This window comes from Pontibacter sp. 13R65 (assembly GCF_047525655.1).
Classification (GTDB): domain Bacteria; phylum Bacteroidota; class Bacteroidia; order Cytophagales; family Hymenobacteraceae; genus Pontibacter.
In genome coordinates, this window is the sequence record NZ_JBLIQL010000014.1 from 21689 (window position 1) to 34959 (window position 13271).

Below are 13271 nucleotides of genomic sequence, written 5' to 3' on the forward strand. Positions count from 1 at the left end.
AAAAAGCTCCAAACAAAAGCATAATAGGCAGCTTAAGTTTACTGTGTATTGATTGTTGTGTTTTTATAATCCACACACCCACTCATTCAGAAACTCTATCATTGAATATACCTAATCCTCATAATCTATATGATACAAGTCGGCATATTTACAGGTTACTTCCCTTACACCTTAGAAGAAACGGCACGTAAAATCCGGGAAATCGGATTTAACACAGTTCAACTCGATCTGAGCTTTAAAGACATGGATTTGTCTACCGAGCAGATTACAGCTGAGAAATGCCGCAGAATCCGGGACACGTTCAGGCGGCACAACCTGCCTATTTCCTGCATTTCGGGCTATACCAACCTGGTGCACCCCGACCCGGCAAAGCGGCAGGCTAACCTGAAGCACCTGAAGCAGCTGATCCGGTTTGCGCACGACATGGGCTCGCCTTATGTAATCAGCGAAACCGGCACCTTCGATTCAGAGAGCGATTGGGTGCATCACCCAAAAAATAAAACCGAAGAAGGGTATGAAGAGTGTGTAAAAGTGATTCAGGACATTGTGGATTTTTCGCGTGAGCATGGCGTTACTTTCCTGGCCGAGACCTATGTAAACAACGTGATCGGATCTGTGGAAGAAACCCTGCGCCTTTTCTCAGACATAACCGACCCGCACCTGGGGCTGCTCATGGACCCTACCAATTATTTTGAGGAGCACAACATCGACCAGATGGACCAGACGCTGAACTACATTTTTAACGCACTGTCGCACCGCATTAAAATATCGCATGCCAAAGATGTAAAGCGTGCCACGGCTGCACAAGGCGTTAAAATGGCCGACATAGATGCCAGCGAGGCCCATACACTTCGTGGCGTTGGCATGATTGAACTGCCTGCTCCGGGCTTAGGCTCCCTGAACTACGACCTGTACCTGCAGCGCCTGAGCCGCGACCATCCGAACATTCCGATTATTATAGAACACCTCGAGGAGGAGGATGTGCCGCGTGCCAAACAGTTCCTCGACGAAAAACTGCTCGTAAACGGCTGCTAGCATACTGTAGCATCAAAAGAAGGTGTAAGTGATGAGTCCTTACGCCTTCTTTTGATTACCCGTTCCGGGCACTAGCACCCTTGGGCTTTAACTGGCGAAAAAGCCTCTGGAAGGCCTTTTTTATTTAAATAATTTGGTTACCGGTTACTAGCTGCTGATTCTTAAATAATTAAATTGTTGATATAAGGATGTGGAGGGTCTTATCTAGCTCTCATCTAAAGAGAAATTTAGCATCTATAATCTAGCGACTGCAATCAAACAACAGAGCCTGACCAGCTTCTTGTAAACATTTGCACTTCTGGCAAATTCTGAAACACCTGATTATTACCATCACCTCACACTGTTTGCGCCTGTATGGCCAGCCGGTTCTTTTGTAGGAGTAAAAGAACCGGAGTCCCAGCTGGCAGGCTTACTTGTCTGTTTAATAAATTACCAACGATAGTGCCGATACAACCGAGTGGAGGCATGGCTGGCACAACAGCCGCCATGAGAGCAACTGACGATCTGATATACAACTTTAACTCTATCAAAATGAAACATATTCTACAAAGAGAGCTGAGATACTTATTTGTACTCCCTCTACTGTTTTTGATTTGCAACAACGCGTTTGCCCAGGGCCATATGGTGCAGGGTAAAGTTACCGACGAGAAAGGCACCGGCCTGCCGGGTGTAACGGTTATGGAAAAAGGAACAACCAAAGGAGCTGCTACAGATCTGGATGGTAATTTTGCATTTCAGGCAACAAGCAGTACCGGAACCCTGGTCATTTCCTTTGTAGGCTACCAGCCGCAGGAGGTCCCGATTAACAACCGCGCTACCATAGCCGTTAGCATGAAGCCAGATGCCAGGGCTTTGGATGAGGTTGTGGTGGTAGGTTATGGCACAGCCCGTGTAAAAGATATTACAGGTTCTGTGGCCCGAGTAGGTGAAAAGGATTTTAATACGGGCATCAACACCTCGCCAGAACAACTTATTCAGGGTAAAGTAGCTGGTGTAAACATAGTAAACAACAGTGGAGCGCCAGGCGGAGAGGTAACCTTTCGGATAAGAGGTACTTCTTCTGTTCGCTCCGGAAATCAGCCACTCTTTGTAGTAGACGGTGTTCCGTTGGATGGTCGAAACACCAAACCAGCCGCTGCGGCAGGTGAACTCGGCAGTCCGGCTGGCTCTAACCCGCTCAACTTTCTGAACCCGAACGATATTGCAACTATAGATGTGCTGAAAGATGCCTCGGCTACCGCTATTTACGGTGCCAGGGGAGCCAACGGCGTGGTTATCATTACCACCAAAAAAGGACAACAGGGCGCACCAACGCTTAATGTAGACATGTCGACTGGGGTTAGTATGATGGCTCGTAAACCGGAATTGATGGATGCCAATACCTTCCGGCAGGGCCTTGCCTTACGGCAGATCGAAAACCGTGATGGCGGCGGCGATGTAGATGCCTTTGACGAAATTATGCGTACGGCGCAAACCCAAATCGCCAACGTATCGATGACAGGTGGCAATGACAAGAGCAACTACCGCCTTTCCTTAGGGTACCACGACCAGGAAGGTATCATCAAAAAGTCGGGTTTTAAAAAGTATACCGGCAGCTTTACCGGCACTTATAACTTTCTGCCCGAAGACAGACTGAAAGTAGACGTAAACCTGATTGTGGCCAACACCCTAGAAAACGGTGCACCTATTGCGGAAAACTCCAACGTAAATGGTAGCCTTATCGGCAACGCCATCGAGTGGAACCCAACGGTGCCGTTCAGAAACGCAGATGGTACTTTTGTGCAGCGCGTATATGGCACGAACGTATCTGGCCTGCCTACAAACCCTGCTGCTCTGCTCGAGTACTACAACGATGAAACCAACATTACCAATGTGCTGGCCAATGTGGGAGCTACCTTTAATATTGTAAAAGGGCTGGACTACAGAGCAAGTTTCGGGGTAAACCAGTCTAAAGGTAACAGAGCCATCGATACATCCGGCGACCTTTTCCTGTCTACCATTACCGATATAGGCCTGGCTGTGGTAAGCAACTCGAACCTTACCAGCAGCACTCTTACCCACACGTTAAACTACAACAGCCAGGTAACCGATGGCCTTACTTTAGACTTATTGGCCGGTTACGAATACCAGACCTATAAAAACAGAAGGTCCGAAATTACGGCCAGAGGCTTTACTTCCTTCGATCTGAGGGGGTCGGACATTCTGCAGAACGCTAGAAGAGACCAGATAAACATTAGCTCTTACCAAGACCCTACAAACGAAATTCAGTCTTATTTCGGCCGTGCTAACCTAAACTTTTCTGATCGCTTCCTTATTACGGCTACTATGCGTGCTGATGGCTCTACCAAGTTTGGCAGCAACAACAAGTATGGTTATTTTCCTTCGTTTGCCGGTGCCTGGGTGCTGTCTGAGGAGCAGTTCCTGGCCGGAAAAGAGACCCTTAGCAACCTGAAGCTGAGACTGGGCTGGGGCAGAACCGGTAACCAGGAGTTCCCCGCAGGTGCTTCGCAGGAGCGATATGAGTTTGGTATGCAAAGTATTGCCCTCGCCAATGTAGCGAACCCAGATCTGAAGTGGGAAACTACCGAAGCCATTAACCTGGGCCTGGATTTCGGGTTCTTCAACAACAGGCTGAATGGTACCATCGAGTTCTTCGACAAAGCTACCAAAGACCTGCTGTTCAGGCTGCCAGCATTACAACCGGCTCCCTCTGCCAATTATTGGACCAACCTGCCGGCCACTGTTAAAAACACGGGCGTAGAGCTTTTGCTGAGTGCACTGGTAATAGAAAACGAAAAATGGATGTGGGAAGTAGGCATGAACGCCACCTACCTGAAAAACCGCTTCGAAGACTACACAGGTGCTCCGGTACTTACCGGGCAGATAAACGGTAACGGCCTTGGCGAAGGCAGCAACAGCCAGCGCCTGGCTAATGGGCAGCCGCTGTTTGCGTACTATATGCGCGAGTTCGAGGGCTTCGACGACGATGGCGCTGCGCTTTACAGCCAGGAGGCCGATTTTGTGGGCGACCCGAACCCGAACTACCTGGTGGGTTTCAACACAAATGTGAGCAGAGGCAAGTTTAACTTTACCATGAACTTTAACGGCGCCTTTGGCCACCAGCTGTACAACAACACGGCTAATGCTGTGATTACGGCTGCCAACTTTGGCCTGGGCCGCAACGCTACTTCTGACATCGCCCTAGGACCTGAAAGCCTGAGCAACTCCAACGTAGTATCGACCAGGTACATGGAAAGCGGAAACTTTTTAAGGCTGCAAAGTGCTGCTCTTGGCTACACGCTGGGCAACATAGGCACTACCTTTAAAAATGCCCGCCTTTACCTAACAGGCCAGAACCTGCTGCTCTTTACCAACTACAGCGGCTTCGACCCTGAAGTGAACACCAACCGTGGCGTAAACGGTGTGCCATCTTTCGGCATAGAATACACGCCTTACCCTATGGCCAGAAACTTCACACTCGGCTTTAATGTGTCTTTCTAAGGCAGTGAGTTGATTTTAAAATTAAAGGAGTGGGCACCGTGCATCAAGTCAGTGTAAAACAGCTAAAAACCTTTTGCCTTGTGCTCTGGTACCTGTGTCCTTTTTACCAAACCTGTTAAATTTTTTGAAGATGAAATTTATAAAATATATAACCCTGAGTCTGGTGTTGGCTGGTTGTACCGATCTGGCCGAAGAAGTACACTCTGAACTTCCTGCCGATAAAGCACGGGCGTTCCTGGAGGAGAACGTAAACTTTCCGTCTATGCTGGAGCGCGTGTACCGCGATTTCGATAACCCATTTGTGCAACACGCCGCCTCTGTTTGGGTACTAGACGAAATTAGCGGAGATGCTATGATCTGCCCCTCCAGGCCTTCGGGCTGGGACAACGGGGGCGTATATCGCGAGCTGCACCAGCACACCTGGCGCGCCGACCATGCTTACCTCCGGCAGGTGTGGGAGCGCATGAACCGGGGTGTTTTTGATGCCACCAACGTGCTCAACTTTAACCCCACACCAGAAGTAGCTGCAGAAGCCCGTTTCTTGAGAGCTTATTTTATGTTTACGCTGCTCGACCTGTATGACCGGGTGCCGTTCCGGGAACCAGGCTCAAACCTGCTGCTGCCGCCAGTGGTGTACAAAGGCACGGAAGCCATTAACTTTATCATAAAAGAGGTAGAGGAGGCGCTGCCCTTGTTATCTGATTCGGCTCCTGCTTTTAAAGCCTCTAAAAACGCTGCCCGCGGTTTCCTGACCAGGCTGTACCTGAACAAAGGCGTGTATGCCGACAGAGCCAACCCGCAGTTCAACAACGCCGACCTCGACAAAGTAATAGAGTACGCAGATGCCATTACCGGCAAGTCTGTTAACTTTTACTGGGATAGCTTCGGACCAGATAATAATACGAAATCTACGGAGTTGCTCTTTACCATAGAAGGGCAGGGCGGCGTACGGTCGCACTCGCTGTGGGTGCTGTGGCATGCCATTTTTCCCGGCGAAATGAACCTGCCAAATGGTGGTGGCTGGAACGGTTTTGCAGCTGTTGGTGATTTCTACGATACCTTCGAGCAGAACGACATCAGGAGATATTACGAGCACCCGATCGTGAAAGAAAGAGGCTATAATGCCGGTTTCCTGGTGGGGCAGCAATATAACCCGGATGGCACAGCTATTCAGAATGTGGTACTAACTAAAGAAATACCGACTATAGTAGGAGCAGGTTTGTTTCATGGGGTGCGTCCTGTAAAGTACATTCCAGATTATGCAAACAAATCTGCAGCCGACAACGATTACATCCTGATCCGCTATACCGATGTGTTGTTGATGAAGGCCGAGGCGCTGTTGCGTAAAGGCTCTGCCAGCGAGGCGTTGCAGATCGTAAACACCATCAGAACGAACAGAGGTGTAAGCGCCTTCCAATCGCTTACCTTAGATGATCTGTTGGCAGAACGAGGTCGTGAGCTGTTTGCTGAAGGACTCCGAAGAACAGACCTGGTACGTTATGGCAAGTTCCTGCAGCCTTGGCACCTGAAACCAGCCTCCAGCCCTAACCGCCTGGTGTTCCCGGTTCCGCCTGCCGATGTGCTGGCTAACCCTAACCTGGAGCAGAACCCAGGCTACTAGTGCTGCGCCAAATTAGAAATTCAAAATTATTTTACTCATTATTTTGATAGGTCAACCTCGGTAGTTCAACTCTAGTTATCTATTGGGAGAGTATCACTGTGGTATCAGAACTACAGCTTGAGCAAAAATGGCATAACTGTTTTTTCATCGGCAGGTGGAGGCGGGTATGCCATTTTTGGTCTCTAGCAGGAGATTTACCATTCGGATGTCCGTTAACTAGCCTTTAGCAAAATTAAAGTCAAATACCTCTGGAAGCCCGTTTTCATTAGAATAATTGCAGTGAAAGAAGCCTCTCTGCCAAGTGTTTTCAACTTGCGGAAATAGCTGCGGTCGGCTAAAGTATTATCACAACACAAGCTTCTTTGCTTGAGGCTACTGTCCTTCACTCAATCACCCCTTCTGTCCTTCAAAACTGACAAAACAGGTGGAGCTTTTAAAAAAAGACTAAATAGCGTTAGCAAAATTTCGTTGTTTCATTCATAAATATGATATTTAAGTTTGAATAGCATCTAAAAAATCAAATATGTTAAAACTAGGAATATTAGGCTTGGGAGAAGGTAGAAGCACCATGTCTGCCGCCTTGCAAAGTCCGAAATGGGAACTTAAGGTTGTTTGCGATAGAAACCTGGACATGTGCAAGCACAGAGCCAAAGAATTCGATTTCCACCAATACACCACCGAATACAGCGACCTGCTCAACGACCCGGAACTGGATGTAATTGCCATTTACACGCCCGACCACCTGCACGCGGAGCACATAAAGCTGGCGCTGCAGGCTGGAAAGCATGTGGTGTGTACCAAGCCGCTCCTCAATGATTTATCGCAGGCAAAAGAACTGCTGGAAGTAAGTGCAAAGGCTGGCAAGAAATTATTTGTTGGCCAGAGCAGCCGCTTTTTTGAGCCAATGAAAAGACAGCGTGCCGATTATGAGGAAGGCCTGATCGGAGACCTGGTAACCATAGAAGCCTACTACCACGCCGACCACCGCTGGTTCCTCGAAAAGCCATGGGCCTTAGAGAAGAGCTTCAGGTGGCTGTACGGTGGCCTAAGCCACCCGGTAGACCTGGTGCGCTGGTACATGCCCGATATTGAAGAAGTAATGGGGTATGGCATGCTGAGCCCGAACGGTGTAAAAGGCGGTCTCAAAAACGAGGACACCATGCACTTTATTTTTAAGGCTAAAGATGGTCGTATTGCCCGTGTGAGCGGAGTATATACAGGGCCAGTGCAGCCTGTTCTCCGCGACAGCGAGATGAGCTGCATCCTGCGCGGCACCGAAGGCTGCAGCCAGGGCGATTACATGGACCTGCGCTATGCCATCACCACCAACACCGGCGAAGAAAAAGTGATCACCTTTGAACACAAGCTCAAGCATTATTTCCGTTTTGAAGGCAAAAGCCACCATGCCGGCGAATACCAGAACTACCTGGAGTACTTCGCCGATTGCATTGAGCAGGACAAAACAGCTTACCCAGACCTAAAAGAGGGAATCGGGACCATTGCTCTGCTCAACGCCATGGAGAAATCTCTGGAGACGGGCGCTCCTGTAAAAGTAGCCGACATTCTACAGCAGCACGACCTGGCCGAACTGCAAGGTGCAGCCGTTTAAGCCACTTTCCTTTTAGATTTATCTATCCGGAAGCTGCCTGTAGTGCCTTTTGCCTACAGGTAGCTTCCTTATATTTTCCGGAGCACCTTAACAAAAGATACTTGCTCTGCATAAGCCCTGACTTCAAAAGAGCATTTTTACCTCTGGAAGGCCTTTTTCATTAGAAGAATTTGCTTTTAGGACTGGTAAACAACAGCTAATTTTTTTATCCCATCATTTAAACATCTGAGTGTTTCGCGCCAGTACAGGAGCGGAGCCAACAAGTAAAACCAACCTGATTGTGGAAGATATTTACAGCATTTTAGAGCCACTCGATTTTATAGTGGTAGCAGTTTACCTGATTATCATTATTGGCCTGGGCTTTTGGGTAAGTTTCCGGAAAAAGAAGCAAAGCGGAGAGAACCTGTTTCTGGCCGGCCATTCGCTGGGCTGGTCCAGTATTGGCTTTACCATGTGGGGCACCAACGTAGGGCCTTCAATGCTCATTGCTTCGGCCAGTATTGGCTTTACAACAGGCATGGTTGCCGGTAATTTCTCTTGGTATGCCTTTCTGTTCATTTTTCTGTTGGCCGTGGTGTTTGCTCCGCGTTACCTGGGGGCAAAGGTGCTTACGCTGCCGGAGTTTATGGGCAAGCGCTTCGGGCAATCCACGCGGAGCATTCTGGCCTGGTACACCATTATAACCGTTCTGATCTCGTGGTTATCGTTAACACTTTTTGCCGGTGGTATACTCGTAGGCCAAATCCTGAACCTGCCGCTGTGGGCATCGGTCATGGTACTCATCGCGATTGCTGCCTTTTTTACCATAGCAGGTGGTTTAGAGGCTATTGCCTTTACCAACGTTTTCCAGATGATTCTGCTCATTGTGGTGTCGCTGGCGCTTACGGTGGTTGGAGTCATAAAAGCAGGTGGTCCTGTGGCCATCTACGAAGCTGTGCCCGCTGAATATTGGAACCTGCTGCGCCCCCTCGACGACCCGAATTACCCCTGGGCGGCTATTCTGCTGGGTTACCCGATTATGGGCGTTTGGTTCTGGTGCACCGACCAATCTATGGTACAGTCGGTGCTAGGGGCTAAAAGCCTGAAGCAGGGGCAACTGGGGGCTAACTTTACCGGCTGGCTCAAAATTTTGGATGTACCGCTGTTTATTCTGCCCGGTATTATCTGTTTTATTTTATACCCCGAACTCGAGAACCCCGACACAGCCTACATGACCATGGTAACCCGCCTATTCCCGGCTGGCATGACCGGTTTGGTGATGGCTGTACTCATTGCAGCGCTGGTAAGCACTATCGACTCGGCTCTGAACTCGCTCAGTACCGTGTTCACCATGGATATTTATGTGAAAAAGGTGAAGCCGGATGCCACCCAAAAAGAAATTGTAAAAATCGGCCGCATTGTAACAGTGGTCGGAGCCATTATTGCGGTTGCTTGCAGCCTGGCCATCGATAGCATTAAAGGCCTGAACCTGTTCGATGTGTTTCAGTCGGTACTTGGTTTTATTGCGCCGCCTATGTCGGTGGTGTTCTTGTTTGGCGTGTTCTGGAAAAAAACCACTACCCGTGCTGCCAACTTTATCCTGACGGCGGGTACGGCCTTTAGTATTGGCACTGGCATTATGTACCTGTGGGTGTTCCCGTCTGCTGTTTACGATTTCTGGCCGCACTTCCTGCTCTTGTCTTTCTACATTTTCGTGATTCTGAGCGTATTAGCTTTCCTTATTTCTTACTTCGATAACAACGCCGAAGCCAGAAACCAGAACGAGCTTGATTTTAGTAACCTGGTAAAACCAAGTCGCTCCGTTTATGTGCTTTGGGTGCTGCTTATTATAGTGATGGTAGGCCTCTACGTGTTCTTTAACGGGCACTAAAAAGGCGAAAAAGGCAAGGTTTTTTCATATAAAAATCCCTTATTTACATTTAAATACGAACAAAGGTTTGTGCTCCTGAAAAACGGTGGCGGCAGCGGCAGGAGAGTATCCTGCTGCTGCGAGTTTCCAGTTCATAGTTTAAAATAGTGGGAGGCAACTCTTGTTACAGGAATAGCCTGAATTATTCAAATGAAAATTGCCTTCAAAAGCTTTTTTCTGGTTTTTAGATCCAGGGTGAAGTTGAGTGAATGGAGCCAGTATTACGCTTTATATTATATCTTCATAAAAAGTGTGTAGCCACGAAGCTAAAAAGATTGCCAAGTGCCCATTTGACGATTTTTTGTTTGAGCGTTCAGCGAGTTCAAAATCGTCTTGATTCTTTTGCTTACTTTTCTCATCAAGGAGAAAAGTAAGGCCCAGCCGGCGAGGCGAAAGCCAGAAAAAACAACGAACTTAAACAGTTGCAAAACAGCTGGCAGGTTGAATGAAGATGACTTTAACGGTGAGATTAGTCTTTGGCGTGCGTTAAGTATCATATTTTAATGTGTCGAAACCATTGGCTTGTACACGAAAGGTCTTCAGGATGAACCGAAGCAACTTATTGAATACAATTAGTTTAATTATTACCCAAATATCATGAAATCTATTTCAGTCCGATTCCTTTTCTCTATCCTCCTGCTTTTTCCGATAGCTGCGCTGCATGCACAGGAGACCAAGGTGCAGTACCTTTCCGGAACCGGAAACGACAAAACAGTAGACTGGCAGTTTATGGTAACAGAAGGCCGTAAAGCAGGAAAATGGACAAAAATTCCGGTGCCATCGGTGTGGGAGCAGCAAGGTTTCGGAACCTATAACTACGGCAACGACAAAGCCGATGTACGTGCCAAAGAAAAAGGCCTCTATAAATACAACTTTAAAGTACCTGCCAACTGGAAAAACAACACGGTAAACATCGTGTTTGAAGGTTCCATGACCGACACGGAAGTGAAAATTAACGGTCAGTCTGCCGGACCGATTCACCAGGGTTCTTTCTACCGGTTTAAATATGATATCACTAACCTGCTGAAGCCCGGCAAAAGTAATTTGCTCGAAGTAACGGTTGCCAAACACTCTGCCAACGAATCGGTGGTGATGGCCGAGCGCCATGCCGACTACTGGATTTTTGGTGGTATTTTCAGGCCGGTGTACCTGGAGGCGCTGCCGGTGCAGCACATTGAGCGTACCGCCCTCGATGCCAAACACGATGGCAGCTTTGTAGCTGAAGTTAACCTGAAAGGCCTGGCTGGTGCCAATGAAGTAGCTGCGCAGGTGTTTACGCTCGACGGCCAGAAAGTAGGCTCCGAGTTTAAGACAAGCTTGAAGCAAGGCGAAACAGTAGCCAGGCTGCAAAGCAAAATTTCCTCGCCAAAGCAGTGGACGCCGGAGTTTCCGAACCTGTACCGCGTAACGTATACGCTGCTGCAAAACGGCAAACCAGTGCACACCGTGAGCGAGCGTTTCGGTTTCCGTACTGTTGATTTCCGGGAGCGTGACGGTATTTATGTGAATGGCACCAAGATCAAATTCAAAGGTGTAAACCGCCACTCTTTTTTGCCGGAGTCGGGCAGAACTACGAACAAAAAGAACAGCATAGAAGATGTGCAGCTGATAAAGGAAATGAACATGAATGCGGTGCGGATGTCGCATTACCCGCCCGACAAGCATTTTCTGGAAGTGTGCGACTCGCTAGGCCTTTTTGTAATTGACGAACTAACCGGCTGGCACGATGCCTACGACACAGAAGTAGGTACCAAGCTGGCCAAAGAAATGGTGATCCGCGATGTAAACCACCCTTCCATCATTATCTGGACCAACGGCAACGAAGGCGGACATAACTTCGATTTAGACCCTGTCATCGATTCGATGGACATTCAAAAGCGCCCGGTGGTGCACCCTTGGCAGAACTTCCGTGGCATTGATACGCAGCACTACACCAACTACAACTACGGCACCGGTTCCTACTTCGAGGGGCGCGATGTGTTCTTCCCGACAGAGTTTCTGCATGGCCTTTACGATGGTGGCCTTGGAGCAGGCTTGTACGATTTCTGGGAGCTGATGTGGCAGAAGCCGCTTTCGGCAGGTGGTTTCCTGTGGGTATTTGCCGATGAAGGCGTAGTGCGTACCGATAAAAAAGGAATACTGGACACTGACGGCGACCATGCCAATGATGGCATACTGGGTCCGCACAAAGAGAAGGAGGCAAGCTTTTACACCATTAAGGAAATCTGGTCGCCTATAAAGTTTGAGCAGCGCGAAATAACCCCTGGCTTTGATGGCACTTTCCGGGTAGAGAACCGCTACTTCTACACCAACCTCAACCAGTGCACCTACTCGTACAAACTGGCGCAGTTGCCGGAGCCGAACAGCAACCGCAAAGCCGAAACCAAAACCGGTACTTTTACAGCGCCTTCCATAGCACCCGGCGACAAAGGCACACTTGCTCTGCAGCTCCCCAGCGACTGGCAGAACTTTGATGTGATTTACGTTACTGCCACAGACCCGCATCAGAAAGAGATTTTTACCTGGAGCTGGCCCATTACACATCCTGCTACCGTAGCAGAGCGTATTGTGCGGAAAGAAGGAACCCAAGCTGCTTCTTTCCAGGAGTCTGGTAACCTGGTAACTGTTTCTGCCAATGGGGTGCAGGTAAGCATCGACAAAACAACTGGCCTGCTGGAGCAGGTGAAGAATGCAAAAGGCGTTATTCCGTTTGCTAAAGGACCTATTCCTGCCGAAGGTGAATCTGGTTTCCAGAAGCTGAACGTGAAGCAGGAGGGCAATAACGTGGTAATTACCTACGACATTGAAGAGAAGAAACAGTTCAAGACCCTGCAGTGGACCATGTACCCATCGGGCTGGCTGCAACTGGATGTGGAGTACCTGACCTACAAAGGCGATGCAGACGACGAGTTAGGAGAACATTCCGATTTTCTGGGTATCAACTTCTCTTTCCCTGAAGACCAGGTGAAGGGTGTGCAGTGGCTGGGCGATGGCCCTTACAGAGTCTGGAAAAACCGCCTGCACGGCAACAAATTCGATATCTGGACGAAGAAGTACAACAACACCATTACCGGCCATATTACCCCCGGCCATTCCCGCTTCGATTATCCGGAGTTTAAAGGCTACCACTCCAATATGTATTGGATGAAGCTGCTGACCACTTCACAGCCTTTCACGGTAGTAACTGATCAGCAGGATATCTTCCTCCGTTTGTTCACGCCGGCCAATCCTACTGGTAAAACCTATAACACGGCTCCTCCTTTCCCGAAAGGCGACATCTCGTTTATGCACGGCATCACACCAATAGGTACCAAATCGCAGAAGCCAGAGTACCTGGGCAATTCCGGCCGCAAAAACAACTACTTCGACTACTGGAGAACAAGACCAAAGCAAATGACCCTGTACTTCAACTTTTCTGATGATCAGGTAAATACCAACCTGGCTACCAGCAAAAAGTAGCCGGAACCAATTCTTACATAAAAAAGCCCTTGCCACAGTAAGGGCTTTTTTGTACCTTTTTACCTCTGGAAGGCTGTTTTGATTAGAATAATTGCTAGTAGCCTGTAGCTTCCTTTTGTAGAAAAACTGCCGTGCAA

6 protein-coding genes are annotated in these 13271 nt (G+C 48.6%); all 6 read left to right on the forward strand.

Annotated elements, in window-relative coordinates:
- Positions 1-129 precede the first annotated feature (129 nt).
- The 6 genes from ACMA1I_RS15690 to ACMA1I_RS15715 all read left to right on the forward strand — a co-directional run bounded on the left by ACMA1I_RS15690 (position 130) and on the right by ACMA1I_RS15715 (position 13134).
- A complete protein-coding gene (locus tag ACMA1I_RS15690; RefSeq protein ID WP_337069353.1) occupies positions 130-1035 on the forward strand; it encodes a sugar phosphate isomerase/epimerase in 906 nt (301 codons plus the stop codon).
- Between the two features lie 441 nt (positions 1036-1476).
- The gene (locus tag ACMA1I_RS15695; RefSeq protein ID WP_337069354.1) at positions 1477-4536 is read left to right on the forward strand and encodes a SusC/RagA family TonB-linked outer membrane protein; all 3060 of its coding nucleotides are present in this window, start codon (positions 1477-1479) and stop codon (positions 4534-4536) included.
- 130 nt (positions 4537-4666) lie between these two features.
- A complete protein-coding gene (locus ACMA1I_RS15700; protein WP_337069355.1) occupies positions 4667-6157 on the forward strand; it encodes a RagB/SusD family nutrient uptake outer membrane protein in 1491 nt (496 codons plus the stop codon).
- Positions 6158-6680: 523 nt separating this feature from the next.
- Positions 6681-7766, forward strand: coding sequence for a Gfo/Idh/MocA family oxidoreductase (locus ACMA1I_RS15705; RefSeq protein ID WP_337069356.1), 1086 nt, complete (start codon positions 6681-6683; stop codon positions 7764-7766).
- 229 nt (positions 7767-7995) lie between these two features.
- On the forward strand, positions 7996-9636 hold the full coding sequence (locus tag ACMA1I_RS15710) for a sodium:solute symporter (protein WP_337069357.1): 1641 nt from the start codon (positions 7996-7998) through the stop codon (positions 9634-9636).
- Positions 9637-10272: 636 nt separating this feature from the next.
- On the forward strand, positions 10273-13134 hold the full coding sequence (locus ACMA1I_RS15715; RefSeq protein ID WP_337069358.1) for a glycoside hydrolase family 2 protein: 2862 nt from the start codon (positions 10273-10275) through the stop codon (positions 13132-13134).
- Positions 13135-13271: the final 137 nt, after the last annotated feature.

Coding starts and splice junctions, on each gene's coding strand:
- ACMA1I_RS15690 (WP_337069353.1), top strand. CDS start 130: ATGATACAAGTCGGCATATTTACAGGTTACTTCCCTTACACCTTAGAA.
- ACMA1I_RS15700 (WP_337069355.1), top strand. CDS start 4,667: ATGAAATTTATAAAATATATAACCCTGAGTCTGGTGTTGGCTGGTTGT.
- ACMA1I_RS15705 (WP_337069356.1), top strand. CDS start 6,681: ATGTTAAAACTAGGAATATTAGGCTTGGGAGAAGGTAGAAGCACCATG.
- ACMA1I_RS15715 (WP_337069358.1), top strand. CDS start 10,273: ATGAAATCTATTTCAGTCCGATTCCTTTTCTCTATCCTCCTGCTTTTT.